This window comes from Caulobacter sp. UNC358MFTsu5.1 (genome assembly GCF_000712075.1).
Classification (GTDB): domain Bacteria; phylum Pseudomonadota; class Alphaproteobacteria; order Caulobacterales; family Caulobacteraceae; genus Caulobacter.
Genome location: NZ_JONW01000013.1, coordinates 1 through 25599, shown reverse-complemented (window position 1 = coordinate 25599; position 25599 = coordinate 1). Strand labels below are relative to the sequence as shown.

23 protein-coding genes and 1 pseudogene are annotated in these 25599 nt (G+C 68.4%); 7 read left to right on the top strand and 17 right to left on the bottom strand.

The annotated features are described in order from the left end of the window. Positions 1–4: 4 nt before the first annotated feature. Positions 5–1822: a DEAD/DEAH box helicase gene (locus tag BR39_RS0124260; RefSeq protein WP_029917075.1), complete on the top strand. Its 1818-nt coding sequence runs from the start codon at positions 5–7 to the stop codon at positions 1820–1822. A 64-nt stretch (positions 1823–1886) separates the two neighbouring features. Here the strand turns inward: BR39_RS0124260 and BR39_RS0124255 are convergent, their stop codons facing one another. Together BR39_RS0124255 and BR39_RS0124250 are read right to left on the bottom strand one after the other, a co-directional pair. Then, positions 1887–3041 (bottom strand): DUF563 domain-containing protein, encoded by a 1155-nt coding sequence (locus BR39_RS0124255; RefSeq protein ID WP_029917073.1) that lies wholly within the window; start codon positions 3039–3041, stop codon positions 1887–1889. Between the two features lie 752 nt (positions 3042–3793). Further along, complete coding sequence (locus BR39_RS0124250) at positions 3794–5251, bottom strand: coniferyl aldehyde dehydrogenase (RefSeq protein ID WP_029917071.1); 1458 nt, start codon at positions 5249–5251, stop codon at positions 3794–3796. 175 nt (positions 5252–5426) lie between these two features. On the opposite strand from BR39_RS0124250, the gene BR39_RS0124245 reads away from it, so the two are divergent. Both BR39_RS0124245 and BR39_RS0124240 read left to right on the top strand, forming a co-directional pair. Continuing rightward, positions 5427–6488 (top strand): GGDEF domain-containing protein, encoded by a 1062-nt coding sequence (locus tag BR39_RS0124245; RefSeq protein ID WP_029917069.1) that lies wholly within the window; start codon positions 5427–5429, stop codon positions 6486–6488. A 101-nt stretch (positions 6489–6589) separates the two neighbouring features. Further along, on the top strand, positions 6590–7393 hold the full coding sequence (locus BR39_RS0124240) for an enoyl-CoA hydratase/isomerase (RefSeq protein ID WP_029917061.1): 804 nt from the start codon (positions 6590–6592) through the stop codon (positions 7391–7393). Between the two features lie 84 nt (positions 7394–7477). Here the strand turns inward: BR39_RS0124240 and BR39_RS0124235 are convergent, their stop codons facing one another. Beyond that, positions 7478–7927: a type II toxin-antitoxin system RatA family toxin gene (locus BR39_RS0124235; RefSeq protein WP_029917059.1), complete on the bottom strand. Its 450-nt coding sequence runs from the start codon at positions 7925–7927 to the stop codon at positions 7478–7480. Positions 7928–7929: 2 nt separating this feature from the next. Further along, on the bottom strand, positions 7930–8907 hold the full coding sequence (gene lipA / locus BR39_RS0124230; protein ID WP_029917057.1) for a lipoyl synthase: 978 nt from the start codon (positions 8905–8907) through the stop codon (positions 7930–7932). A gap of 83 nt (positions 8908–8990) precedes the next feature. On the opposite strand from lipA, the gene BR39_RS0124225 reads away from it, so the two are divergent. The 3 genes from BR39_RS0124225 (at position 8991) to BR39_RS0124215 (ending at position 12239) form a co-directional block, all read left to right on the top strand. Next, positions 8991–10049: a serine aminopeptidase domain-containing protein gene (locus tag BR39_RS0124225; protein ID WP_029917056.1), complete on the top strand. Its 1059-nt coding sequence runs from the start codon at positions 8991–8993 to the stop codon at positions 10047–10049. Between the two features lie 143 nt (positions 10050–10192). Continuing rightward, on the top strand, positions 10193–11746 hold the full coding sequence (locus BR39_RS0124220) for an AMP-binding protein (protein ID WP_051696083.1): 1554 nt from the start codon (positions 10193–10195) through the stop codon (positions 11744–11746). Between the two features lie 97 nt (positions 11747–11843). After that, positions 11844–12239 (top strand): DoxX family protein, encoded by a 396-nt coding sequence (locus BR39_RS0124215; protein WP_029917052.1) that lies wholly within the window; start codon positions 11844–11846, stop codon positions 12237–12239. A gap of 71 nt (positions 12240–12310) precedes the next feature. On the opposite strand, the gene lpdA is transcribed toward BR39_RS0124215, so the two are convergent. The 12 genes and pseudogenes from lpdA to secG all read right to left on the bottom strand — a co-directional run bounded on the left by lpdA (position 12311) and on the right by secG (position 24488). Then, complete coding sequence (gene lpdA, locus BR39_RS0124210; RefSeq protein ID WP_029917051.1) at positions 12311–13711, bottom strand: dihydrolipoyl dehydrogenase; 1401 nt, start codon at positions 13709–13711, stop codon at positions 12311–12313. A gap of 85 nt (positions 13712–13796) precedes the next feature. Beyond that, the gene (locus BR39_RS0124205; protein ID WP_029917050.1) at positions 13797–14273 is read right to left on the bottom strand and encodes a glutathione peroxidase; all 477 of its coding nucleotides are present in this window, start codon (positions 14271–14273) and stop codon (positions 13797–13799) included. 21 nt (positions 14274–14294) lie between these two features. Next, entirely contained in the window at positions 14295–15602 is a 1308-nt protein-coding gene (locus tag BR39_RS0124200) for a pyruvate dehydrogenase complex dihydrolipoamide acetyltransferase (protein ID WP_029917048.1), read from the bottom strand. 12 nt (positions 15603–15614) lie between these two features. Further along, positions 15615–15698 (bottom strand): annotated as a pseudogene (locus tag BR39_RS27200) (aldehyde-activating protein); the annotation flags it as partial. Between the two features lie 409 nt (positions 15699–16107). Further along, positions 16108–17466 (bottom strand): pyruvate dehydrogenase complex E1 component subunit beta, encoded by a 1359-nt coding sequence (locus BR39_RS0124190; protein ID WP_029917044.1) that lies wholly within the window; start codon positions 17464–17466, stop codon positions 16108–16110. Further along, positions 17463–18494 (bottom strand): pyruvate dehydrogenase (acetyl-transferring) E1 component subunit alpha, encoded by a 1032-nt coding sequence (gene pdhA / locus BR39_RS0124185; RefSeq protein ID WP_029917042.1) that lies wholly within the window; start codon positions 18492–18494, stop codon positions 17463–17465. Before pdhA ends, BR39_RS0124190 begins: the two co-directional genes overlap by 4 nt. A gap of 163 nt (positions 18495–18657) precedes the next feature. Continuing rightward, entirely contained in the window at positions 18658–18954 is a 297-nt protein-coding gene (locus BR39_RS0124180; RefSeq protein ID WP_029917040.1) for a septum formation initiator family protein, read from the bottom strand. Positions 18955–19308: 354 nt separating this feature from the next. After that, positions 19309–20589 (bottom strand): phosphopyruvate hydratase, encoded by a 1281-nt coding sequence (eno, locus tag BR39_RS0124175; protein ID WP_029917039.1) that lies wholly within the window; start codon positions 20587–20589, stop codon positions 19309–19311. Positions 20590–20693: 104 nt separating this feature from the next. Next, positions 20694–21722 carry a retroviral-like aspartic protease family protein gene (locus tag BR39_RS0124170; RefSeq protein WP_029917037.1) on the bottom strand — a complete coding sequence of 343 codons (1029 nt, stop codon included), beginning with the start codon at positions 21720–21722 and terminating at the stop codon, positions 20694–20696. Between the two features lie 206 nt (positions 21723–21928). Next, positions 21929–22111, bottom strand: a complete 183-nt coding sequence (gene rpmF, locus BR39_RS0124165; protein WP_007671126.1) for a 50S ribosomal protein L32 — start codon at positions 22109–22111, stop codon at positions 21929–21931. Positions 22112–22227: 116 nt separating this feature from the next. Continuing rightward, a complete protein-coding gene (locus BR39_RS0124160) occupies positions 22228–23880 on the bottom strand; it encodes a CTP synthase (protein WP_029917035.1) in 1653 nt (550 codons plus the stop codon). 77 nt (positions 23881–23957) lie between these two features. Continuing rightward, a complete protein-coding gene (secG, locus tag BR39_RS0124155; protein ID WP_029917033.1) occupies positions 23958–24488 on the bottom strand; it encodes a preprotein translocase subunit SecG in 531 nt (176 codons plus the stop codon). A 153-nt stretch (positions 24489–24641) separates the two neighbouring features. Between secG and BR39_RS0124150 the strand changes: the two genes are divergently transcribed. Further along, positions 24642–25160, top strand: coding sequence for a GNAT family N-acetyltransferase (locus BR39_RS0124150; RefSeq protein WP_029917032.1), 519 nt, complete (start codon positions 24642–24644; stop codon positions 25158–25160). A 213-nt stretch (positions 25161–25373) separates the two neighbouring features. On the opposite strand, the gene BR39_RS27195 is transcribed toward BR39_RS0124150, so the two are convergent. After that, a partial coding sequence (locus BR39_RS27195; protein ID WP_035019048.1) for a hypothetical protein occupies positions 25374–25599 on the bottom strand: 226 nt, incomplete at its 5' end.

Sequence of the window (25599 nt, the reverse complement as noted above, 5' to 3'; positions counted from 1 at the left end):
TGAAATGACAGAATTTTCCGAACTCGGGCTTTCGCCCACGACCCTCCAAGCGGTCGCCGACACCGGCTATACCACCGCCACCCCGATCCAGGCCCAGGCGATCCCGGTCGCCCTGGCCGGACAAGACGTCCTGGGCATCGCCCAGACGGGCACCGGCAAGACCGCCGCCTTCACCCTGCCCATGGTCGACAAGCTGGCCTCGGGCCGCGCCAAGGCCCGCATGCCGCGCGCCCTGGTCATCGCGCCGACCCGCGAACTGGCCGACCAGGTCGCCGCCAGCTTCGAGAAGTACGCCAAGGGCACCAAGCTCTCGTGGGCGCTGCTGATCGGCGGCGTGTCGTTCGGCGACCAGGAGAAGAAGCTGGACCGCGGCGTGGACGTGCTGATCGCCACCCCGGGCCGCCTGCTCGACCACTTCGAACGCGGCAAGCTGCTGATGACCGGCGTCCAGATCATGGTCGTCGACGAAGCCGACCGCATGCTGGACATGGGCTTCATCCCGGACATCGAGCGCATCTTCAAGCTGACGCCGCCGAAGAAGCAGACCCTGTTCTTCTCGGCGACCATGCCGCCGGAGATCACGCGCCTCACCAAGCAGTTCCTGAAGGATCCGGTGCGGATCGAGGTCGCCAAGCCGGCCACGACCAACGCCAACATCACCCAGCTGCTGGTCAAGGTCCCCTCCTCCGATCCGAAGGCCAAGCGCCTGGCGCTGCGCGCCCTGATCGAGAAGGCCCAGATCGAGACCGGCATCGTGTTCTGCAACCGCAAGACCGAAGTCGACATCGTCGCCAAGTCGCTGAAGAGCCACGGCTTCGACGCCGCCGCCATCCACGGCGACCTGGACCAGAGCCAGCGCATGAAGACCCTGGCGGCCTTCCGCGACGGCTCGCTGAAGATCCTGGTGGCCTCCGACGTCGCCGCGCGCGGCCTGGACATCCCGGCCGTCAGCCACGTCTTCAACTACGACGTCCCGCACCACGCCGACGACTATGTGCACCGCATCGGCCGCACGGGCCGCGCCGGCCGCACCGGCATCACCTACATGCTGGTCACCCCGGCCGACGACAAGGGCTTCGACAAGGTGGTCAAGCTGATCGGCTCGACCCCGGCCGAAGAGAAGCTGGACCTCGACTATTCCAACGCCGTGACCGTGCGCCGCGAAGGCGACAGCAAGCGCGGCGGCGGCCGGGATCGCGACCGCTCGCGCGGCGGCGAGCGTGGCCGCGACCGCGATCGTAACCGCGCCCCGACCGTGCCGTCCGACGTCGCGGCCGCCAATCTGGAAGCCGCCATCGCCGGCGAACCGATCCCCTCGGCCCCGGGCGAAGCCCCGACCAAGCGTCCGTCGCGCAGCCGCAAACCGCGTGGCGAGCAAGCCGCCGTCGAGACCGTCGAGGCCCAGGCCCCGGCCGCCGAGGAAGCCGCTCCCGCCGAACGCGCCCCGACCGAGCGCAGCCGTCGCGATCGCGGCGGCTCGTCGCGCGACCGCGGCCGCCAGCCGCGCGTCGAACAGGACGCCGTCGTCGAGGCCGCTCCCGCCGAACAGCCGGAACGGACCGAAGGCGAACGCCCGGCCCGCCGTGAACGCGGTCGCGACCGCGATCGCCGCCCCGAGCGGACCGAGCAGCCGCGCGCCGAAGCGGCCCCGGCCGAGCGCCCGTCGCGCGCCAACGCCCCGATGCCGGTGCGCGGCGTCCAGCCGGTTCGTGGCCGCGAGGACGACGACGACCGCCGCGTGGTGGGCTTCGGCAACGACGTTCCGGCCTTCCTGATGCGCGCCCCGCCGCGCCTGGCCCCGGTCAGCGACAGCGAAGACTAGGGTCGACGGAAGACCTGGAGTCGAAAGGGACGCACGAGGCTCGTGCGTCCCTTTTCTTTTGTCGTCAGAGCGCCGCGTCGACGAAGGCCAGGAAGTCGTCCAGCGGGACCTCGTAGCCGAAGCGGAACCCGCGGCGGAGGCGATGACGCCACGCCACCGCGCCGGGATCGACGGGCGAGGCGCAGACATAGCCGCGCCATTCCACGCCCGCCTGGCGGGCGGCCGCCCACACCCACTGGCTGGTGAAGTTCCGGGGCTGGATCTCGACGATCGTGGCCCCGGCCGGCGCGAACAGGGCGTTGGTCATGGCCGCGCCGGTCGGTCCGACGATGATCCCCGCCTCCTGCGCCATCCGGACCTGCTCCGCCGCGCTCAGGCGTTCGGGCCTGACGATCTCGAAGCCCCGCGCCCGCAACGCCGTCTCCAGCGCCGTCTCGTTGACCATCACCCGCATCGAGTGCCAGCGGCGCGAGAAGTAGAGCCTGCGGCCGCTGGTCCGGGGCTTGGGCGCCGCCGCCAGGATTCGCGCCCGCGTGCGCGCCAGCAGGTCGCCGGGACCGTGCAGATAGTGGTCCATGCTGGTGGCGTGGGCGGCGGCGGCGATCCGGACGACCTTGGCCTTCACCTCCCGCACCGGCCGCCCCACGGCCATGGCGACCAGGTCGCGCTGCCAGGCGGCCAGGGGCGGCGCGATCGGCGGATAGCGCGCCAGCAGCCCCTGCTCGTCGAGGGCCACCAGCGACGGCAGGCAGTCGAGCACGAAGTGCCCGTAGTTGAAGTTGCCGCCCCAGGCCTGGAACACCGACGCGCGGTCGAGCGTGGGGATCGCGTCGGGAAGCGTCAGGCGCGTGACGCCGTCCACGACCTCCGCGCCCGGCAGGCCGGAGAGGTCCGGCCAACGCTCCACCGCCTCGCCCGCCGAGGCCCTCAGGACCGCGCCGTCGGGCGACAGGATCGCGCCGAAGCCCGGCAGGTGGAGGACGTCGCGGGTCAGGCACAACGCGGTCGGCCGCGCGGACGGCGGGCGGTGCTCGAACGGCCAGGCGGCCAGCGCCGCCCCGCCCAGGGCGAAGGCCTCGGCCGCCGCGCCTTCCCCTTCGGGCAGGTCCAGCCTCGCCGGCCCGCCGGCCTCCGCGGCTTCCCGCGCGAAGACCTCGGCGTTCACCGCCGGCAGGACGTTGACCTCATCGACGATCCGGAGCGGCGTAGGCTTGCCCATAGCGGCCTTCGATCACGGGAATCGATGCGAGGCAATCCGGGGGGGGCCGTCGCAGCCGGGGACATGCCCTTGGGCGTGTCCCCAAGACCTGGCTCCGCGGATGCCGATGGGGACACGCCCAAGGGCATGTCCCCGGCTGAGCGACTTACGCTCGGCGGATAGCGGATGAAGCTCAGCGATTTCAATGCGCTAAGTTTTTTCGACCAAACTTATGCTCACCCTTCCAGGCGCCCGTATCCTGATGTCACCTGAAGGCATGGGAAGGGCGTCCGGCCGGCGACCGAACGGCTTTCAGGGGTGGACGAGCGGGAAGGCTTTGTCCGTCGTGTCTCCTCGGGGACGCCCTGGGTTGGAGTTGGAGCAGGTTCGCCCTAGCCGCGACGAAGCTTCGGCGCTCGGGGTAGGCGGATCAAGTCGTCAGGCCTGGGCTGAAATCGCCCAGGCGGTCCGGAAGGCGCCAACCTTCCGCCCGTCGGGGGCCTCCATCGGAGCCGGTTAAAAATCGGCGCCCCGAAGGCTTCCGGATAACGGCTCCACGCGAAGCGCTCTGACTTCGTCGAAACGGTATCAACATCAAAGCTACTCCGGGCGAGGCCCGGGCGCTTCGCACCCTTCCCACCACCCGCCGGGCTCCCCGGCCGGGGACATGCGCTCGCGCATGTCCCCAAGTCCTGGCGCCGTGGAGGCTGATGGGGACACGCCGCAAGGGCATGTCCCCGACCGAAGCCTTGAGGAAAGACCTTGGAAAGCCCCTACTTCTTGATCTGCCCCGCCAGGTACTTCCGGATCCCCTCCCCGTACGGCGGGCGCAGGGCCAGCATCGGGGCGATGTCCTTCTTCAGCTGGGTGAACACCGCCTTCTTGTGGCTGAACTCCAGGAAGCCGTCGCGGCCATGGTAGCTGCCCATGCCCGCCGGGCCGACGCCGCCGAACGGCAGGTCCTCCTGGGCGACGTGGAAGATCACGTCGTTGACCGTCACCCCGCCGCTGGTCGTGCGGTTCAGCACCATGTCCCGCTCGGCGGTGTCGGTCCCGAACCAGTAGAGCCCCAGCGGCCGGTCGCGGCCGTTGATGTAGTCCACCGCCTCCTCGACCTTGCCGTAGGTCTTCACCGGCAGCACCGGACCGAAGATCTCGTCCTGCATCACCGTCATGTCGTCGGTCGGGTCCAGGATCAGGGTCGGCGGGATCTTGCGGTGCTCCTGCTGGCTGAAGTCCTCGCCGGCCGGATTGATCTCGACGATCCTGGCGCCCTTGGCCCGGGCGTCGTCCACATGGCCCTTGATCCGGTCGTAGTGACGCTGGGCGACCACGGCGGTGTAGTCGGGATTGTCCTTGATGGTCGGGAAGGTTCTGGCCACCGCGGCCTTGGCCTCGGCCACGAAGGCGTCGACCTGGTCGGCCGGGGCCAGCACGTAGTCGGGCGCCAGGCAGATCTGGCCGGCGTTCAGGGTCTTGCCGTTCATGATCCGCGCCGCCGCCGTGGCCATGTCGGCGCCGCGCGACAGGATCACCGGGCTCTTGCCGCCCAGTTCCAGGGTGACCGGCACCAGGTTCTCGGCCGCGGCCCGCATCACATGGCGCGCCACCGAGGTCGCGCCGGTGAAGACCAGGTGGTCGAACGGCAGGCTGGTGAAGGCCTGGCCGACTTCCGGGCCGCCGGTGATCACCGCGATCTCCTCCTCGGAGAAGACCTTGGCGAACATGGTCTTCATCAGCTCGGACGTGACCGGCGTGAATTCGGACGGCTTGATCATCGCCCGGTTGCCGGCCGCCAGCACCCCGGCCAGCGGCGCGAAGGTCAGGTTGACCGGGAAGTTCCAGGGGCTGATCACCCCGACCACGCCCTTGGGCTGGTACTGGACCTCGGCCTTGGCCCCGAACAGACCCAGGATCGCCGGGGTGGTCTTGCGCTTCTCGGGGCGCATCCACTTGGCCAGGTTCTCCTTGGCGAACTTGAGCGGACCGATCGAGCCGGCGATGTCGGTCAGGCCCGTGGCGTCCTTCGAGCGCGCGCCGAAATCGGCGTTCAGGGCGTCGGCGATCTCGGCCTGGTGATCGACCAGCAGGCCGATGCAGCGGTCCAGCCATTCGATGCGCCGCTCGGCCGTCGGGGCGCCTTGTCGCAGGTGCGCGGCCTTCTGCGCCTCGAGGATTCGAGACATCGCGGCTTTCGCCGATTCCAGGTTGAGGTTGGCGGGCGCGTTCACGGTCAGGTTCCTCCCAGCGGCCTGCAGGCTCATCTTATCACCGTTCACAATGCTCGGGACGGAGGGATCACGCAAGTGAACGTCGTTCGTTCTTAACGGCTCGTTTGAACTCTTCGGCCTAGATTGGAGCTCCAAGCGCGCATCCGGGCGATGCGGCGCTGTTGGGGGACTGGAAATGTCGGACGTCGAAACCACGCTGCGCGGCCCTGAGGCCTATAAGATCGCCGGCCGGGCGCTGGGACTGATGGAGCGCCATCAGGTGTGGCCGACCGCCCTGAACTTCGAGCTGTGGACCCACTTCGTCGCCGATCCGGACGGCGCCCTGGCCCGCGAGCTGACCCGCCTTATCTCGCTGGGCGAGCCGCTGACCGAGCTGCTCAGCGAGGAGCTGGCCGCCACCTACCTGCCCAAGGCCAAGCTGAACGAACAGATCCGCGACGCCGGCGACCTGCTGAGCAAGGAACTGGAATCGGTCTCCAAGGCCATCCAGGACGCCCAGAAGAGCAACGCCGCCTACGGCAAGACCCTGAACGGCGCGGCCAAGGAGCTGGACGCCTCGCAGGACGTGGGCAAGCTGAAGGCCGTCGTCAGCGGCCTGGCCGACGCCACCCGCCGCGTCCAGAAGGAAAACAAGTCGCTGGAGACCCGCCTGGCGGAGTCCACCGCCGAGGTCGACCGCCTGCGCGAGCACCTGGAACAGGTCCGCCGCGACGCCACCACCGACGGCCTGACCAACCTGGCCAACCGCAAGGCCTTCGACGAAGAGCTGGACCGCGCCTGCAGCGAGGCCGACGAGGCCGGCACCACCATCTGCCTGGCCGTGCTCGACATCGACCACTTCAAGGGCTTCAACGACACCTGGGGCCACCAGACCGGCGACCAGGTCATCCGCTACGTCGCCAGCGTCATCGGCCGCGTCGCCGCCCCGCCCCGCTTCGCCGCCCGCTACGGCGGCGAGGAGTTCGCGATGATCTTCCCGCGCGAGTCGGCCGCCATGGTCGCCGGCACCCTGGAGGAGATCCGCGTCGAGGTGTCGTCGCGCATGCTCAAGCGCCGCTCGACCAACGAGGACCTGGGCGCGATCACCATCTCGTCGGGCTTCGCCGAGCGTCGTCCGGGCGAGACCGGCCACTCGGTCATGGAACGGGCCGACGCGGCGCTCTACACCTCCAAGCGCGGCGGCCGCAACCGCGTCACCGCCGCCGAGAGCAAGCCGGACTCGGCCAACGCGGCCTAGTCGCGAGCGCCCTGAACGGGGCGTCTCAGATTTTTCTGGTCTTCCCCAAGGTTAGTCGCGCCTAGACTCCAGGCGACAACGACGAGCCTTGGGAGGACGCCATGACCTACGAGAAGATCCGGCTGGAAGCCGCCGACGGCCTGGCCGTCGTCACCCTCGCCGATCCGTCCACCCTGAACGCCGCCAGCCTGGAAATGGCCCGCGAACTGGCCCACGCCTTCGGCTCGATCGCCGCCGGCAAGGTCGAGGCGCGCGCCGTGATCCTGACCGGCGAAGGCCGCGGCTTCTGCTCGGGCGCCAACTTGTCGGGCGGCGGCGCGGCGGGCCGCGAGGCCGACGTCGACGGCAAGCCCGACGCCGGCTCGGCCCTGGAAAGCACCTACAACCCGCTGGTCAGCCTGCTGCGCGACTTCCCCCTGCCGATCGTCACGGCGATCAACGGCCCAGCGGCCGGCGTCGGCTGCTCGATCGCCCTGCTGGGCGACATCGTGGTGGCCGCCGAGAGCGCCTATTTCCTCCAGGCCTTCCGTCGCATCGGCCTGGTGCCGGACGGCGGCTCGACCTATCTGCTGCCGCGCCTCGTCGGCAAGGCGCGGGCCATGGAGATGATGCTGCTGGGCGACAAGATCCCGGCCGCCACGGCCCTGTCCTGGGGCCTGATCAACCGCTGCGTCCCCGACGCCGAACTGATGCCGACCGCCACGGCCATCGCCAAGGAGCTGGCCGCCGGCCCGGCCGCCCTGTCGGCGATCCGCAAGCTGGTCTGGAACAGTCTCGACGCCGACTGGGTGGGCCAGCTGAACGCCGAGCGCCACGCCCAGAAGCACGCCGGCAAGACCGACGACTTCATCGAAGGCGTCAGCGCCTTCCTCCAGAAGCGCCCGGCGGCGTTCAAGGGGCGGTGACGGGGACATCCCCTTGCGGCGTGTCCCCAAGTTCGAGCGCCGCGCCAGCCGATGGGGACACGCCGCGAGGGCATGTCCCCGGCTTTATTTCGGCCCGTAGATCGCCCGGGCCCGGTCCTCGAAACAGCCGATCAGCGTGTTGGCCGCCCGGTCCAGATTGGCGGCCAGCATGGCGTCGAGGATCTTGGACTTGAACGCGAAGTCGATGACGAACTCGACGGTCGTGCCGGCTTCGTGCGGCAGGAACCGCCACTGGTTCGCCAGCCGCTTGAACGGGCCGTAGAGCAGGCTGACGTCCACCGTCAGGGCCGAGGCGTCGCGCCGGACCCGGGTGGCGAACTTCTCGCGCAGGAACGAGAACCCGACCTGGGCCTCGGCGTCCACGGTCGAGACCTGGGCGTCGGCGCGTCCGTTCCAGGTGCGCATAGCCGTGATCCACGGCACGAACTGCGGATAGGCCTCCACGTCCCCGACCAGCGTGAACAGCTGCTCGGGCGCATAGGGCAGCACCCGGGTGACGACGTGGCGGTGCAAGTCTAGGCGCTCTTGGCGTCCAGCGCCCGGCGCGCGGCCTGCAGCTTGGCGAAGTCCTCGCCGGCGTGGTGCGACGAGCGGGTCAGCGGGCTGGACGAGACCATCAGGAAGCCCTTGGCCCGGGCGATGGCCTCGTAGGCCTTGAACTCTTCCGGCGTCACGAAGCGGTCGATGGCCGCGTGCTTGCGGGTCGGCTGCAGGTACTGGCCGATGGTGATGAAGTCGACGCCGGCCGAACGCATGTCGTCCATCACCTGCATCACCTCCTCCTTGGTCTCGCCCAGACCGACCATCAGGCCGGACTTGGTGAACTGGGAGGGATCGCGTTCCTTGACCCGCTCCAGCAGGCGCAGGGAGTTATAGTACCGGGCGCCGGGGCGGATCTTCAGATAGAGCCGCGGCACGGTCTCGAGATTGTGGTTGAAGACGTCCGGCCTGGAGTCGATCACCACGTTCTCGGCGCGGTCCTTGCGCAGGAAGTCCGGGGTCAGGATCTCGATGGTCGTGCCCGGCGAGGCGGCGCGGATCGACGTGACCACCTCGGCGAAGTGGCGGGCGCCGCCGTCGATCAGGTCGTCGCGGTCGACCGAGGTGATGACCACGTGCTTGAGGCCCATCTTGGCGACGGCCTCGGCCACGCGGCGCGGCTCGTCGGGGTCCAGCTGGGTCGGCAGGCCGGTGGCGACGTTGCAGAAGGCGCAGGCCCGGGTGCAGATCTCGCCCATGATCATCATGGTCGCGTGCTTCTGGCTCCAGCACTCGCCGATGTTCGGACAGGCGGCTTCCTCGCAGACCGTGGTCAGCTTGTGCTCGCGCACGATGCCCTTGGTCTCGTTGTACTGACCCGAGCCCGGGGCGCGAACCCGCAGCCAGTCGGGCTTGCGCAGCACCGGCGTATCGGGGCGGTTCTGCTTTTCGGGGTGGCGAACAGCGCGATCTTCGGGAGAGCGGGCGTTCAGCGTGTCGATCAGGGTGACCATAACGGCCTAGATCGGACTTCCTGGCCTCCAGATCAAGCATGCGTTCTTGCATGTGACGCTAAGGCGCGAAAAGAGTGCCTGGAATGCGTCGCCGCCTCCTGAGTCTGCTGCTGCTTTTGCCGCTCGTCGCGTGCCGCGACGAGGGCGTCCGCGCGCCGTTCGCGGAGAGCCGCACGCCCCCGTCCCTCGACGTGCGCTTCCAGCCGCCGGCGGGCTGGGCCTGGGGCTACGTGAAGGTCGGCGACGACCTGGTGCAGCGCTATGGAGTCTCCGCCCCACGGGGCGTGGCGCGAGGCCAGATCCTGATCCTGCCGGGCTACGGCGAGTCCGCCGAGGGCTGGTTCGAGACGGCGGCCAACCTCAACGGCCGGGGCTATGTGGTCTGGATCCTGGAGCGCCAGGGCCAGGGCGGCTCGGAACGGGCCACGCCCTGGCGGGACCTGGGCCATGTCACCAGCTTCGCTCCCGACGTCACCGCGACCCGGGCCATGGTCAAGGCGGTGATCCGGCCGCCCCAGGGCGGCGTGGGGGCCCGCGACCCGTTCGTGATCCTCGGCGCCGGCGACGGCGGCCTGGTGGCGCTGCGGGCCTTGGAGGAAGGGGTTCTGGCCGACACGGTGATCCTCTCCTCGCCCAATTTCGATCTCGCCGACCCGCCCCGTTCCAAGACCGAGCTGATCCGCATCGCCCGCTGGGCCCGCGGCCTGAAGCTGGGCTTCGTGCGCTATCCGGGCCAGGCGGGCTGGAAGCGCGAAGGGCCCGACGGCTTCGGCGCCAGGCTGACCCACGATCCGGCGCGCGGCGCGGTGCAGCAGGCCTGGCGGCTGGCCAATCCCGACCTGCGGATGGGCGCGCCGAGCCTGGCCTGGTACGCGGCCTTCTACGACGCCGTGGACGCTGTCGGGCGCGACCTCAAGCGCGTGCGGACGCCCGTCGTGATGCTGGACGCCGGCCAGGACGTCAAAGCCCTGCCCGGGCCCCAGCGCACGGTCTGCGCCGCCCTGCCCCGCTGCGTCGAGACTCGCTACCCCGGCGCCCGCCACGCCCTGCATCTGGAGACAGATTCGCTGCGCGCTCCATGGCTGCAAAAGGTGGATCAGGTTCTGCGCTCTCGCACGGCTTCACCGCCCGCCAAGCCTTGAACGACAAGGGCTTGAGCGCATTTTAGAAGGACCGGTGCGCTTCCGCGCGCGTAACGGGTGTTTGCAAAGCGACACGCCGTCGCTAGGGTCCCGCTTCAATCAGACGAGGGCGCGACGTCGCGCTTCCGGGAGGTTTCGCCGGCATGCCGGTAGTTTTCAATGCGCAGGACGGCCAGAAGGCCATCTTCGACGCCCTGCTCGACGCCCGTGACAAGTACGGCGCCAAGAAACTGATCCTCGAGGATCAGGATCGCAATCCACTCAGCTACACCGACTTGGTGCGGGCGAGCTTCGCGCTCGGCCGCAAGATCGCGGCCATGACCAAGCCGGGCGAGCATGTCGGCGTGCTGCTGCCGTCCGGCGCCGGCGCGGTCGTCACCTTCTTCGCCCTGCACGCCTTCGGCCGCGTGCCGACCATGCTCAACTTCACGGCCGGCCTGCGCAACCTGCGCGCCGCCTGCGAGCTGGCCGGGGTCAAGCGCGTGCTGACGGCCCACAAGTTCATCGAGCTGGGCAAGCTGCACGACATCGTCGATGCGCTCGAGCAGAAGGCCCAGATCACCTATCTGGAGGACGTGCGGGGCACGATCGGCCTGGCCGACAAGCTGTTCGCCGCCGCCGCCGGGATCTTCCCGCGCCAGTTCCGCGCCTCGGCCAAGCCCTCGGATCCCGGCGTGGTGCTGTTCACCTCGGGCAGCTTCGGCGCGCCGCGGGGCGTGGTGCTGAGCCAGGCCAACCTGGTCTCCAACGCGATCCAGATCGCCGCCCATATCGAGCTGGACCCGGCCTGGGTGTTCTTCAACCCGCTGCCGGTGTTCCACTGTTTCGGCCTGACCGGCGGGGTGATCCTGCCGCTGCTGACCGGCATGAAGGCCTTCCAGTACCCCTCGCCGCTGCACACCAAGCAGATCCCGCCACTGCTGAAGGACGCCGGCGCCTCGGTACTGCTGGCCACCGACACCTTCGTCAACCAGTACGCCCGGGCCTCGGAAAGCGACGAGCTGAGCGGCCTGAAGTTCGTCGTCTGCGGGGCCGAGAAGGTCCGCGAGGAAACCCACAACCTGATCGCCGAGAAGTTCGGCAACGTGCCGGTGCTCGAAGGCTACGGCGCCACCGAGGCCTCGCCGGTCATCGCGGTCAACAAGCCCGACGACAACCGCCGGGGCACGGTCGGCGGCCTGCTGCCCGGCCAGGACTGGAAAATCGAGCCGGTCGAGGGCATCACCGAGGGCGGTCGCCTGCTGGTGCGCGGCCCCAACATCATGACGGGCTATCTGCGCGAGGACGGCGGCGTCGACGCCCCCGAGGGCGGCTGGCACGACACCGGCGACGTGGTGACGGTCACCGACGACCTGTGGATCACCATCAAGGGCCGCGTGAAGCGCTTCGCCAAGATCGGCGGCGAAATGGTCTCACTGACCGCCGCCGAGGACCTGGCCAGCGCCGTCTGGCCCGACGGCCGCCACGCCGTGATCTCGATGCCCGACAAGAAGAAGGGCGAGCGGCTGGTGCTGGTCACCGACCGCCAGGACGCCGACGTCTCGCCGCTGGTCGCCCACGCCCAGAGCATCGGGGCGCCGGAGCTGGCGGTGCCGCGCAAGATCCTCAAGGTCACCCAGGTGCCCGTGCTGGGCAGCGGCAAGACCGATTATGTCGCCATCCAGAGGATGGCCGATCAGGACGCCAAGGCCGCTTGATGGACCTGGCGGACATCGCCTCTTTCAAGAACCCCGGCGGGCCGCCCTGGCCCGTCGGGGTTTTTCGTTTTGACCGTCGACTAGGAGGGAGATCGACATGGAACGACTGATCGTCTGGACGCCGCGCGTGCTCAGCCTGCTGCGGATCATCGCCGCCCTGCTCTTCATGGAGCACGGCCTGATGAAGGTGTTCCACTTCCCCGGGCCGCAGCCGGGCGCGCCGGACCCGCTGCCGCCGATGCTGGTGGCCGCCGCGTGGCTGGAGATCATCGGCGGGACCCTGCTGGTGCTGGGCCTGTTCACGCGTCCCGTGGCCTTCGTCCTGTCGGGCCAGATGGCCGTGGCCTATTTCCTGGCCCACGCCTCGCAGGGCTTCTGGCCGGCCCTGAACGGCGGCGAGGCGGCGATCCTGTTCTGCTTCGTCTTCCTCTACCTGGTCTTCGCCGGGCCGGGCGAATGGAGCGTCGACGCCCAGGTGCGCAAGCGGCCGTAAGGTCGCTGCGAGCCAAACAAAAAGGGCGGCGCTCCGGAGCGCCGCCCTTCTCTTTTGCCGCTAGGCCAAGCCTAGATGTGCAGGACGCGGCCGTAGGCGTCGAGCGCGGCCTCGTGCATGGCCTCCGACATGGTCGGGTGGGCGTAGACGATGCCGTGCAGGTCTTCCTCGGTGGCCTCGAGCGTGATGGCCGTGACGAAGCCCTGGATCATCTCGGTGACCTCGTGGCCGATCATGTGGGCCCCGATCAGGGCGCCGGTCTTGCCGTCGAACACCGTCTTGACGAAGCCCTCGACCTCGCCCGCCGCCACGGCCTTGCCGTTGACGCGGAACGGGAAGCGGCCGGCCTTGACGTCGATACCGGCGGCCTTGGCCGCGGCTTCGGTCAGGCCCACCGAGGCGACCTGCGGGTTGGCGTAGGTGCAGCCCGGGATCGGCGAGTTGACGTGCGGGGTCTTGAAGCCGGCGATGAACTCGGCGGCGTGGATGCCTTCGTGGCTGGCCTTGTGGGCCAGCCAGGGCGGGCCGGCGGCGTCGCCGATGGCGTAGAGGCCCGGCACGTTGGTCTCGCCGTGCTTGCCGGTGACCACGTGGCCGCGGTCCATGTTCAGGCCGATCGCTTCCAGGCCCTCGGTGTTCGGGGCGATGCCGACGGCGACGATGCACTTCTCGGCGGTCAAGGTCTCGGCCTTGCCGCCGACCTCGACGGCCACCGAGACGCCGTCCTTGGTCTTCTCAACCTTGGTCACCTTGGCGCCGATGCGGAAGGTGATGCCGCGCTTCTCGAAGGCCTTCTGGGCGGCCTTGGAGACCTCGGCGTCCTCGACCGGCATGATGCGGTCGACGGCTTCCACGACGGTCACCTCGGCGCCCAGGGCGCGGTAGAAGCTGGCGAACTCGATGCCGATGGCGCCCGAGCCGATGACGACCAGCGACTTGGGCATGGCCTTGGGGGCCAGGGCGTCGCGATAGGTCCAGATCTTGTCGCCGTCCGAGACCGCGCCGATGGCCGGGATGTTCCGGGCCCGGGCGCCGCTGGCCAGGATCACGTTCTTGGCCTGGATGGTGCGGCTGCCGCCGGCCTTGAGGGCCACGACCACCTTCGGCGAGGGGTTGCCCTTCTCGAGCTTGGCCTCGCCTTCCACGACCTCGATCTTGTGCTTCTTCATCAGGAAGGCGATGCCCGAGGACATCTGCTTGGCCACGCCGCGCGAGCGCTCGATGATCTTGCCGAAGTCGAACGAGGCCTTCTCGACCGACAGGCCGTAGCCGCCCAGGTGCGACAGCTGCTCGTAGATCTCGCCGGACTTCAGCAGCGCCTTGGTGGGGATGCAGCCCCAGTTCAGGCAGATGCCGCCCAGGCTCTCGCGCTCGATGATCGCCGTCTTCAGGCCCAGCTGGCTGGCGCGGATCGCGGCCACATAACCGCCGGGGCCGGCTCCGATGACGACGACGTCGAATTCCGTGGACATGTCTTTCGTATCCTAGCTTTTGACGCCGTCGGGGGGAGCCGGCCGGCGTCGGTCGATCGGTCCCGAGGACCGGTCCAGGAGAGCGTTACAGCAGGGCCTCGACGGCCTGCTTGAGGTCTTCAGGCTTGGTGGTCGGGGCGAAGCGTTCGACGACTTCACCGTCGCGACCGATCAGGAACTTGGTGAAGTTCCACTTGATCGCCTCGGTGCCCAGGAGACCCTTCTGCTCGTGCTTGAGATAGGCGTAGAGCGGATGGGCCGACGGGCCGTTGACGTCGATCTTGGCCAGGACCGGGAAGGTCACGTCGTAGGTCAGCGAGCAGAAGTTCGCGATCTCCTCGGCGTTCCCAGGCTCCTGAGCCCCGAACTGGTTGCAAGGGAAGGCCAGGACGGTGAAGCCCTTGTCCTTGTACTCCCGGTACAGCGCCTCCAGCCCCTCGTACTGGGGGGTGAAGCCGCACTTGCTGGCCGTGTTGACGATCAGCAGCACCTGGCCGCGATAGTCGGCCAGGCTTGCGTCCTGGCCGTCCAGCGTCTTGGCGGAGTAGTCGTAGACGGACATCCCTGCCCTCCCCTATGCCGCTTAGACGATCAGGGTCAGCGGCTCTTCGATCAGCGGCTTGAAGGCAGCCAGGAACTTGGCCCCGATCGCGCCATCGACCACGCGGTGGTCGCAGGTCAGGGTGACGGTCATCACCGTGGCCACGGCCAGCTGGCCGTCCTTGACCACCGGACGCTGCTCGCCGGCCCCGACGCTCATGATCGCGCCTTGCGGCTCGTTGATGATCGAAGCGAACTGCTTGATGCCGAACATGCCCAGGTTGGAGACCGAGAAGGTGCCGCCCTGGAATTCCTCGGGCTTCAGCTTCTTGGCCTTGGCGCGGGCGGCCAGGTCCTTCACCTCGGCCGAGATCTGGGCCAGGCCCTTGGTCTCGGCGGCGCGGACGATCGGGGTGATCAGGCCGCCGTCGATGGCCACGGCCACGGCGATGTCGGCGTGCTTGTGCAGGGCGATGCCTTCGGGGGTGTAGGAGGCGTTGGCCTCCGGCACGCGCTTCAGGGCCACCGCCGCGGCCTTGATGATGATGTCGTTCACCGACACCTTCACGCCCTGGCCTTCCAGCAGGTGGTTGATCTTGGCGCGCGCGGCCAGCAGGGCGTCGATCTCCAGATCGATGACCAGCGGGAAGTGCGGCACGTCGCGGAAGCTGTCGGTCAGGCGGCGCGCGATGGTCTTGCGCATGCCGTCCAGCGGGACCAGGTCGTACGAGCCGGCCGGGATGCCCTGCTGCTCCAGCGACTGCACCTTGCGCGGCTCGGCGGCGGCGGCCGGGGCCGAAGCGCCGGCGGCCGGAGCGGCCTTGGCGGCGGGCGCGCCGCCCTTCTGGGCGGCTTCCACGTCGGCCTTGACCACGCGGCCGTGCGGGCCGGTGCCGGGGATCGACTTCAGGTCCAGGTTCGCGGCCGAGGCCAGGCGACGGGCCAGCGGCGAGGCGAAGACGCGGTCGCCGGTCGGCGTAGCCGCGGGAGCGGCCTTGGCGGGCGCGGCGGTCTCGCCGGCGGCCTGGGCGGGCGCGGCCGGAGCCGGAGCGGCCTTCGGCGCTTCAGCGGCCGGAGCAGCCTTGGCGGGAGGCGGCGCCGGGCTCTCGCCCTCGCCGGCCAGCTTGGCGATCGGAGCGTTGACCTTGACGTTCTCGGTCCCGGCCTCGACCAGGATGGCCTCGACCACGCCTTCATCGACGGCTTCGACTTCCATCGTCGCCTTGTCGGTCTCGATCTCGGCGATCACGTCGCCGGCCTTGACGGTGTCGCCGACCTTGACGTGCCACTTGGCGAGGGTCCCCTCCTCCATGGTGGGCGACAGGGCGGGCATCAGGATGTCGATCGACATTGAGCTTCTTCCTCAAGCGTTCGGGACGGCTTCGACCAAGGTGGTCGGCGTCCATTTGGCCTTGCGACGGGCAAGGCGTTGTTCGTCCGTTTCGTCGTGATAGTCCAGCCGTTCGGGCACGCGATCGGCGAAACCCGGCAGGTCGGTCCCCACGACGTTGAGGGTGGCGTAGGCCTGGCCCTCGTCCTCGATCATCGCCGCCACGTAGCAGGCGCATTCGCGACAGATCAGGAAGTCCACCGCCCGCCGCCCGAACCGGTAGCGCATCAGCGCCCCCGGGGCGGCGGTGATGTGCAGGCGGCTGGCCGGATCGCTGGTCGTGCGCCCGCCCTGCCGACGGCAGAACGAGCACTGACAGGCCCGCAGCGGCAACTGGTCCAGCGGCTTGCCGTGGTCCAGTTGCACATGCACCGCGCCGCAGTGGCAGGAGCCGTTGAGGGTCTGGGTCATGAGCGCCTCCGAGCCCGTTCACACAGGCCAGGGCCTAGGTGAACGGGCCGGATGATCACCGGTAGCAGACCGTCTTGGCCGCCTTGACGATCTTGGGGACCGAAGGCAGCGACAGGGCTTCCAGGTTCGCCGCGTAAGGCAGCGGCACGTCTTCCTGGTGCACCCGCAGCGGCGGGGCGTCCAGGTAGTCGAAGCCGAACTCGGTGATCCGGGCGACGATCTCGGCGCCGACGCCCATCGGGCCCCAGCCTTCCTCGACCGTGACCAGGCGGTTGGTCTTCTTGACGCTTTCCAGGATCGTGTCGTGGTCCAGCGGACGGATCGTGCGCAGGTCGACGACCTCCGCCGAGATGCCTTCCTTGGCCAGTTCCTCGGCCGCCTGCAGGGCGAAGCCCACCATGCGGCTGTAGGCCACCAGGGTGACGTCCGAGCCTTCGCGACGAACCTTGGCCTTGCCGATCGGCACGATCCAGTCCTCGACGTCCGGGATGTCGAACTCGTGGCCGTACATCATCTCGTGTTCGAGGAAGACGATCGGGTTCGGGTCGCGGATGGCGGCCTTCATCAGGCCCTTGGCGTCGGCCGCGTCGTACGGCGCGATGACCTTCAGGCCCGGGATGTTGCCGTACCAGGCCGCGTAGTCCTGGCTGTGCTGGGCGCCGACCCGCGAGGCCGCGCCGTTGGGGCCGCGGAACACGATCGACGACTTGATCTGGCCGCCCGACATGTACAGAGTCTTGGCGGCCGAGTTGATGATCTGGTCGATCGCCTGCATGGCGAAGTTCCAGGTCATGAACTCGACGATCGGCTTCAGGCCGGCCATGGCCGCGCCGACCCCGAGGCCGGCGAAGCCGTGCTCGGTGATCGGCGTGTCGATGACGCGCTTGTCGCCGAACTCCTGCAGCAGGTCGCGGCTGACCTTGTAGGCGCCCTGGTACTGGGCGACTTCCTCGCCCATCAGGAAGACCTTGTCGTCGCGGCGCATCTCTTCGGCCATGGCGTCGCGCAGGGCGTCGCGGACCGTGATCTTCTTCAGCGGCGTGCCTTCCGGGATTTCCGGGTCGGCGAAGGTCGAGGCGGCCGAGATCGGCGCGGCGGCCGGAGCCGAGGCGGCGACCGGAGCGGGCGCGGCCTCAGCGGCCGGAGCGGCGGCGGAAGCCGGCGAAGCGGCTTCGCCCTCGCCCTTAAGCTTGGCGATCAAGGTGTTGACCTTGACGTTCTCCGAGCCGGCCGGAACCAGGATGGCTTCGATCACGCCCTCGTCCACGGCTTCGACTTCCATCGTCGCCTTGTCGGTCTCGATCTCGGCGATCACGTCGCCGGCCTTGATGGTGTCGCCTTCCTTGACCAGCCACTTGGCCAGGGTCCCCTCTTCCATCGTCGGGGACAGGGCGGGCATCAGGATGTCCGTCACTGGGCGGCCTCCAGGTATACGTCGGTGTACAGTTCGGAAGGATCGGGCTCGGGGCTGGTGCGGGCGAATTCGGCCGCCTCGGCCACGATGCGCTTCACCTCGGCGTCGACGACCTTCAGGTCGTCCTCGGTGACGCCGGCCTTGGCCAGGCGCTCCTTCAGGTGGTCGATCGGGTCGCGGGTCTGCTTGACGTTGTCGACCTCGTCCTTCGTCCGGTACTTGGCCGGGTCGGACATCGAGTGGCCGCGATAGCGATAGGTTTTCATCTCGAGGATGAACGGACCCTGGCCGCTACGGGCGTGCTCGGCGGCGCGGGCCCCGGCCTCGGCCACGGCGATCACGTCCATGCCGTCGACTTCCTCGCCCGGAATCCGGAACGACGTGCCGCGCTTGTGGAAGGCGGTTTCCGACGCCGAACGCTCGACGCTGGTGCCCATGGCGTACTGGTTGTTCTCGATCACGTACACGACCGGCAGCTTCCACAGCTGGGCCATGTTGAAGCTCTCGTAGACCTGGCCCTGGTTGGCCGCGCCGTCGCCGAAATAGGCGAAGGCCACATTGCCGTTGCCGCGGTAGTGGTTGTTCAGCGCCAGGCCGGTGCCGAGCGACACCTGGGCGCCGACGATGCCGTGGCCGCCGTAGAAGCCGGTCTCGATGTCGAACATGTGCATCGAGCCGCCCTTGCCGCGCGACGAACCGCCCGCGCGGCCGGTCAGCTCGGCCATGACTTCGTTGGGGTCCATGCCCGCGGCCAGCATGTGGCCGTGGTCGCGGTAGCCCGTGATGATCTGGTCGCCCTTGACCTTGATCGACTGCATGCCGACGGCGATGGCTTCCTGACCGATGTAGAGGTGGCAGAAGCCGCCGATCAGGCCCATGCCGTACAGCTGGCCGGCGCGCTCCTCGAAGCGGCGGATCAGCAGCATGTCCTGGTAGAATTTCAGAAGCTCGTCCTTGCCGACGAAGGTGTTGACACCGGTGGCATCACCCTTCCCCGCGGGGGCTTCACCCTTGCGCGTACGCGCCATTCAACTCTCCCTGGCCAATCTTCATCGCGGCCTACTCCTGAACGCCCACCGCCGAATGAACCTTCGGTTCCGCGTTAGATGGGCGCCCGTTGTCAAACCCGAAACGGGCCAGGCTCACCTGATCCGTCGGCAGAGCCGCGGGACCGGTTCCCGTACCAAACGCTCAGCGCGGGGTGCGGATCACATAGTCCTTGGGGTCGGCGTATCCCAGGAGCGAACGCGCGCGTTCTTCCAGAAGGTCCGCCGACAAACTGCCGCTGCGTAATAGACGAGCACGGGCCTCCAGGTCCATCCTTTCGGCGCGGATCTTCTTCAACTCCAGCGTCTTGGCGGCGAGATCTGCGTTGCGCTGCGACGTCGACAGCAGGCCGCGTTCGCCCGTCAGGGCGTGAAACACGAAGTAAGTGATCAGCAGAAGGAGCGCCGCGGTCGGCAGGAAAGGTTGCAGTCGGGCGAACATCAGCGATTCCCAGGAGGGGAAGTTTACCCTGCCCGATCATGCTTAACGCCTTACTAAACGGGGGGTTTGCGAAGGTCGGGACAAGATGTCGAAAGCAGCTCCCTAACGCTTTCATTTGAGATGGTTTCAAGGGCATCTAGATACCGCGTCGCAGCATCTGAACGGCCGTTTGGAGCCATTTTTTGCGGCGGTGCGGCGAGGCGCCGTTTTTGCTTTTAGAAAAATTGTTGGTGAATTTTGGCGCCCGGCGCCTCGAAAACGGGCGTCCGGACCTTCGGGAACGAGAATCGTAACATCCGAAACGAAAAAGGCGGCGCTGGAAGCGCCGCCTTTCGTCGTCCGGGAGCCTTAAAACTAGCGGCCCTTGAGCACCGCGCGGCCGGCGTAGACGGCCTGGTCGTCGAGGGCCTCCTCGATGCGCAGCAGCTGGTTGTACTTGGCCAGACGGTCCGAGCGGGCCAGCGAGCCGGTCTTGATCTGACCGCAGTTCAGGGCCACGGCCAGGTCGGCGATGGTCGAGTCCTCGGTCTCGCCCGAACGGTGGCTCATGACGCTGGTGTAGGCGTTGCGGTGGGCCAGGTCGACGGCGTCGATGGTCTCCGACAGGGTGCCGATCTGGTTGACCTTGATCAGGATCGAGTTGGCCAGGCCCTTGTCCAGGCCCAGCTGCAGGCGCTTGGGGTTGGTGACGAACAGGTCGTCGCCGACCAGCTGGACCTTCTTGCCCAGGGTGTCGGTCAGCAGCTTCCAGCCTTCGAAGTCGTCTTCCGACATGCCGTCCTCGATCGACAGGATCGGGAACTTGTTCGCCAGGTTGGCCAGGTAGTCGACCATCTGGGCCGGGTCGAGGCTCTTGCCCTCGCCTTCCAGCTCGTACTTGCCGTTCTTGAAGAACTCGGTGGCGGCGACGTCCAGGCCCAGAACGAAGTCCTCGCCCGACTTGTAGCCGGCCGCTTCGCCGGCCTTGACGATGAAGGCCAGGGCGTCTTCGGCCGAGCCGAGGTTCGGGGCGAAGCCGCCCTCGTCGCCGACGTTGGTGTTGTGGCCGGCGTCCTTCAGGGCCTTCTTCAGGCCGTGGAAGATCTCCGCGCCCATCCGCAGGGCCTCGGCGAAGGTCGGGGCGCCGGTCGGCAGGATCATGAATTCCTGGATGTCGATCGGGTTGTCGGCGTGGGCGCCGCCGTTGATGATGTTCATCATCGGCACGGGCAGGACGCGGGCCGAAACGCCGCCGACGTACTTGTAGAGCGGCAGGCCGGCCGACTCGGCGGCGGCCTTGGCGGTGGCCAGCGAGACGCCGAGGATGGCGTTGGCGCCCAGGCGGCTCTTGTTGGGCGTGCCGTCCAGCTCGATCATCAGATTGTCGATGCGGCGCTGGTCCTCGGCATCGACGCCCGACAGCGCGTCGAACAGTTCGCCGTTGACCGCCTCCACGGCCGCCTTGACGCCCTTGCCGCCGTAGCGGGACTTGTCGCCGTCGCGCTTTTCGACGGCTTCATGGGCGCCCGTCGAGGCGCCCGACGGCACGGCGGCGCGGCCGAAGGCCCCGTCTTCCAGGACGACATCGACCTCGACCGTCGGATTGCCGCGGCTGTCCAGGATTTCGCGGGCGATGATGTCGACGATCTCGGTCATGGGAGCTCCCCTTTCAAAAGGCGCCTCCCCTTAGCGGCGTGGGCCGCGAACCGCAACCAGCGCTCGCCGGATCGTCGATCAGATCGTCGGAACGAACGTTCGGGTCAGGCCTCGAGGATCGGCGGCGTCCAGCCCTTGCCGAGGCGGAACTTCACGCGGTCGGAGCCGAAGTCCAGCTCGACCCGGGCGAACATCTTCAGCACGTCGACCCCCAGCAGCACGGCGGGGCGGCTGTTGAGGTTCCAGATATCGAAGATGTGCAGGTCGGCCAGCACCAGCGGCAGGTTGGTCATCCGCAGGGCGCCCATCTCGATCGAGCGGACGACGCGCAGTTCGCCCACGGTCGCCTCGCCCGCCGCGCCGACCAGGCGGATGGCCATGGACGGTTCGGGCTTGCGGCGCACCCGCAACTTGATCGCCTCGGCCAGAGCCATGTTGCCCATGCTGGCGCCGGAGCCGGAGTCGATGAAGGCCACGCAGCGCACGCCGCTGACCCGGGCGTTGGCCACCGCCAACCGGCCGAAGCGGGCGTCGGCGACCACCGAGACCTCACGCACACCGGGATAGGCGGCCGTCATCGAGGTGCTGCGACGCACCTCCAGCCGCTTGCGGCGGAAATCCATGATGACGTTGCGGTCGTCCAGCATGTCGACGCCCAACAGACCGTCCACGCCCAGGCGTTCGGGGCTCAGCACCGGCAGTTCGGCGTTCCTCATGCGGGAATCGCCGGCCACCATCAGCGGCACCTTGGCCGTGGGCGTCAGGGCCGAACCGCCTACCCCGTGCAGCATCACGTCGGGCCCGCGCTCCAGAGCCAGCTTCGCCGCCAGGGTCGTCGACAGCGCGCTGCGGTCGGCCCCCGTGTCGACGACGAAGGCGAAGGGCCCCTGCCCGTTGATGAAGACCTCGACCGTCATGCGGTCGATCGCGTCCAGGGCGGTGTCGAGGAAGATCGGCGGCGCCTCCTCGACCGGGGGCGTCACGCCGGGCGGCGGCGCGGGCGGCGGCGGCGTCGGCGCGGTCTGCAGCGAAGCCGGCTGCAGCAGGGCCGCGGGCGTCGAGGATCGAGCCCAGGCCTGCTCGGCCATCAGCGACAATCCCAGTCCCGCCGCGATGTTTCGGCGTGTGAGCATGGGTGAATCTCCCTGCCGTCAAGATAACACGGTTATTCGACGACGTTGTCGAAATCCGCATCCAGCCAAGCATGGGAGCCGCCGCGCCACTTGGGGAAAGCTGCGCCGAAAAGCGAAAAGGCGGCGGTCCGGGGACCGCCGCCTTTCAGGCTTCGTCTTGTCGCCCGACCCCGGCTATTTCACCGGGGCGAGGCTGACCGGAAGGACTAGTCTTCCTTCGGGGTCAGGATCTGCTTGCCGTTGTACAGGCCGGTCTTCAGATCGACGTGGTGCGGACGGCGCAGTTCGCCCGAGTCCTTGTCCTCGACGAAGGAGTTGGCGCCCAGGGCGTGGTGCGACCGGCGCATGTTCCGGCGAGAAGGCGAAGTTTTTCTTTTAGGAACGGCCATCGAAGTGACTCTGCTCGCTGAGCGTGAAAATCGGAAGCGGCGACTCGGGAAAGACCCAGGCCGCCGCGTGAGGGCGCGCTTATGCCCGAATCTGTTCGGAGATGCAACCGCGCTTGTTAGACGAGTCGTCCCTGCTCTTTCGCCGCCGCGATGAAGCTGGCGAACAGGGGGTGCGGGGCGAACGGACGGCTCTTCAGTTCGGGGTGATATTGCACCCCGATGAACCACGGATGGTCCTCGCGCTCGACGATCTCGGGCAGCACGCCGTTGGGCGAGCGGCCGGTCAGTTTCAGGCCGGCGTCCTCCATCAGGTGGGCGTAGCCGATGTTGACCTCGTAGCGGTGGCGGTGGCGCTCGCTGATCTCGGTGCCGCCGTAGATCTCGGCGACCTTCGAACCGGCCGTCAGGACGGCCTCGTAGGCCCCCAGGCGCATGGTGCCGCCCAGATCGTCGTTGCTGCGCCGCTGGACGGTCTCGTTGCCCTTGATCCACTCGGTCATAATGCCGACCACCGGACGCTCGGTGGGGCCGAACTCGCTGGACGAGGCGTCCTTGATGCCGGCCACGTTCCGCAGGGTCTCGATGACCGCCATCTGCATGCCGAAGCAGATGCCGAAGTACGGCACCTTGCGTTCGCGGGCGAACTGGGCGGCGCGGATCTTGCCCTCCGCGCCCCGCTCGCCGAAGCCGCCGGGCACCATGATGGCGTGGGCGTTCTCGAGCCGCGCGGCGGCCGCGCCCTCCTCGCCCTCGAAGGTCTCGCTCTCGACCCAGTCCAGGTTGACCTTGACCTTGTTGGCCAGGCCGCCGTGGTGCAGGGCCTCGATGAGGGACTTATAAGCGTCCTTCAGGACCGTGTACTTGCCGACCACGGCGATGGTCACTTCGCCGTCGGGGTGGTTGACGGTCTGGTCGATCGCTTCCCAGCGCGACAGGTCCGGCTTGGGCGCGTCGCTCATGCCGAACACGTCCAGCACCTCGGCGTCCAGGCCTTCCTTGTGATAGTCGATCGGCACGGCGTAGATCGACGAGCTGTCCATCGCCTGGATCACGGCGCTGGGGCGCACGTTGCAGAACTGGGCGATCTTGCGCTTTTCCTCGACCGGGATCTCCTGCTCGCAGCGGCACAGCAGGATGTCGGGCTGGATGCCGATCGAGCGCAGTTCCTTGACCGAGTGCTGGGTCGGCTTGGTCTTCATCTCGCCGGCCGTCTTGATGAACGGCAGCAGGGTCAGGTGCACGTAGCAGCTCTGATTGCGCGGCAGGTCCTGGCGCAGCTGGCGGATGGCCTCGAAGAACGGCAGGCCCTCGATGTCGCCGACGGTGCCGCCGATCTCGACCAGCACGAAGTCGACCGGCTTCTCGCCCGTCTCGTCCATGGCCGGCGACAGGACGAAGTCCTTGATCTCGTTGGTGACGTGCGGGATCACCTGGACGGTCGCGCCCAGATAGTCGCCGCGGCGTTCCTTCTCGATGATCGTCTTGTAGATCTGGCCGGTGGTGATGTTGTCGGCCTTGGTGGCCGACACGCCGGTGAAGCGCTCGTAGTGGCCGAGGTCCAGGTCGGTCTCGGCCCCGTCGTCGGTCACGAAGACCTCGCCGTGCTGATACGGGCTCATCGTGCCCGGATCGACGTTGAGATAGGGGTCGAGCTTACGAAGGCGGACCTTGTAGCCGCGTGCCTGAAGAAGCGCTCCGAGCGCCGCGGAGGCGAGGCCTTTTCCCAATGAGGAAACCACGCCGCCGGTGATGAAGATGTACCGGGTCATGGGCGATCAGATTAGCCGTGATTCGTCCTCGCCGGGGAAAAGACCGGCGTTCATCAACAGTAAAATGCCGCCGGCCCTTACTGGGCCGGCTTCTGGTCGGCCGCGGCCGGGGCGCTGATCACCGGAACCGGCGCGGCGGCCGGCGCCTTGGGGGCCGGAGCCTTGGCGGCCGGAGCGGGCGCCGAGACGGTCGGGGCCGGGGCGCTGATCTGGGGGGCCGGGGCCTGGATCGTGGCCGGGCCGGCGGCGGTCGGAGCCGAGGGGACCGGAATGGTCGTGGTCGGGGCCGGGGCGGTCGGACCAGCCGGCAACGGCGCGGCGTTCAGGGTCTTGCTGTCCAGGCCGTCGAGCTTCAGTCGGTCGACCACGGAATTGGTCGAGCCCTGGCGACCCGTCAGGACGGTCAGCACGATGCTGATGATCAGGAAGATCGAGAACAGGATCCAGGTCGTGCGGGTCAGCAGGTCGCCGGCGCCGCGGGCGGTCATGAAACCGCCGCCGCCGCCGCCCATGCCTAGGGCGCCCCCTTCGGAGCGCTGCATCAGCACCACGCCGATCAGGACGACGCAAACGATAATGTTGATGGCCAGCAGAACGCCGATGAGCATGTCTAAATCGATCTCGATCCGGGCGACGGACGCATCCGCCGCGAAAAACGAAGCGGCCCCTCTATCACTTGCGACGAGCCCGCGCCATAGCTGGGGACGAACCGTCCGCACTCAAGACCATTCCCCACGTCCGTATCAGGTCCTTTCCGCCGCATGATCCTCGAGACCGAACGCCTCAGGCTGACGCCGCTGACGCTTGAGGACGCCCCCCTTGTCTACCCGTTCATGAGCGATCCGGAGGTGATGGCCCACTGGGACCGCGCCGCCATCGAGGATCCCGACGAGGTCGCCGCCGCCGTCGCCGCCCAGGTCGCCGAAATGGCCGAGCGCCGGGCGCTGTACTGGGCGATCCGCCACGCCAAGAGCGACTGGTTCCTGGGCTATTGCGAACTGGTCGACCTGGACTGGCGGCACCATCGCGGCGAGCTGGGCTTCATCATCACGCGCGACGCCTGGGGCCAGGGCTACGCCACCGAGGCCGCCGCCGCCCTGCTGGCCCACTGCGCCTCGTCCCTGGGCCTGAAGCGGATGATCGCCCGCACCCATGTCGGCGACAGCCGGGCGGAGAAGGTGCTGGAGAAGCTGGGCTTCGAGCAGGAAGGCTATCTGAAGGGCCATGTGGACCGCGACGGGGAGCGGCGGGATTGCCGGCTCTACGGGTTGCTGTTCTAGGGGTTTCCTCGAGACTGCTTCGGTCGGGGACATGCCCTTGGGCGTGTCCCCAAGTCTTGGCTCGGCGCTTTCTGATGGGGACACGCGCGAGCGCATGTCCCCGGCCGGGAAGCCCGGCGGGTGATGGGAAGGGTGCGAAGCGCCCGGGCCTCGCCCGGAGTAGCTTTGATGTTGTTACCGTTTCGACGAAGTCAGGCGCTTCGCGCGGAACCGTTATCCGGAAGCCTTCGGATCGCGGATTTTTAACCCGCTCCGAGAGAGGCCCCCGACGGGCGGGGTGCTGGCCGCACCCCGGACCGCCTGGGCGATTTCAGCCCAGGCCTGTTGCGTCCGCCGATCCCCCGCCGCCTGGGTTTCGTCTTCACAGAAGAACCTGCCCAGGACCGCCGCGAAGGCGTCACTCAAGACCACCGGCGAGCGCTTCCCGCTCGTCCACCCC

Coding starts and splice junctions, on each gene's coding strand:
- BR39_RS0124260 (WP_029917075.1), top strand. CDS start 5: ATGACAGAATTTTCCGAACTCGGGCTTTCGCCCACGACCCTCCAAGCG.
- BR39_RS0124255 (WP_029917073.1), bottom strand. CDS start 3,041: ATGGGCAAGCCTACGCCGCTCCGGATCGTCGATGAGGTCAACGTCCTG.
- BR39_RS0124245 (WP_029917069.1), top strand. CDS start 5,427: ATGTCGGACGTCGAAACCACGCTGCGCGGCCCTGAGGCCTATAAGATC.
- BR39_RS0124240 (WP_029917061.1), top strand. CDS start 6,590: ATGACCTACGAGAAGATCCGGCTGGAAGCCGCCGACGGCCTGGCCGTC.
- lipA (WP_029917057.1), bottom strand. CDS start 8,907: ATGGTCACCCTGATCGACACGCTGAACGCCCGCTCTCCCGAAGATCGC.
- BR39_RS0124225 (WP_029917056.1), top strand. CDS start 8,991: ATGCGTCGCCGCCTCCTGAGTCTGCTGCTGCTTTTGCCGCTCGTCGCG.
- BR39_RS0124220 (WP_051696083.1), top strand. CDS start 10,193: ATGCCGGTAGTTTTCAATGCGCAGGACGGCCAGAAGGCCATCTTCGAC.
- BR39_RS0124215 (WP_029917052.1), top strand. CDS start 11,844: ATGGAACGACTGATCGTCTGGACGCCGCGCGTGCTCAGCCTGCTGCGG.
- lpdA (WP_029917051.1), bottom strand. CDS start 13,711: ATGTCCACGGAATTCGACGTCGTCGTCATCGGAGCCGGCCCCGGCGGT.
- BR39_RS0124205 (WP_029917050.1), bottom strand. CDS start 14,273: ATGTCCGTCTACGACTACTCCGCCAAGACGCTGGACGGCCAGGACGCA.
- BR39_RS0124200 (WP_029917048.1), bottom strand. CDS start 15,602: ATGTCGATCGACATCCTGATGCCCGCCCTGTCGCCCACCATGGAGGAG.
- pdhA (WP_029917042.1), bottom strand. CDS start 18,494: ATGGCGCGTACGCGCAAGGGTGAAGCCCCCGCGGGGAAGGGTGATGCC.
- BR39_RS0124180 (WP_029917040.1), bottom strand. CDS start 18,954: ATGTTCGCCCGACTGCAACCTTTCCTGCCGACCGCGGCGCTCCTTCTG.
- eno (WP_029917039.1), bottom strand. CDS start 20,589: ATGACCGAGATCGTCGACATCATCGCCCGCGAAATCCTGGACAGCCGC.
- BR39_RS0124170 (WP_029917037.1), bottom strand. CDS start 21,722: ATGCTCACACGCCGAAACATCGCGGCGGGACTGGGATTGTCGCTGATG.
- rpmF (WP_007671126.1), bottom strand. CDS start 22,111: ATGGCCGTTCCTAAAAGAAAAACTTCGCCTTCTCGCCGGAACATGCGC.
- BR39_RS0124160 (WP_029917035.1), bottom strand. CDS start 23,880: ATGACCCGGTACATCTTCATCACCGGCGGCGTGGTTTCCTCATTGGGA.
- secG (WP_029917033.1), bottom strand. CDS start 24,488: ATGCTCATCGGCGTTCTGCTGGCCATCAACATTATCGTTTGCGTCGTC.
- BR39_RS0124150 (WP_029917032.1), top strand. CDS start 24,642: ATGATCCTCGAGACCGAACGCCTCAGGCTGACGCCGCTGACGCTTGAG.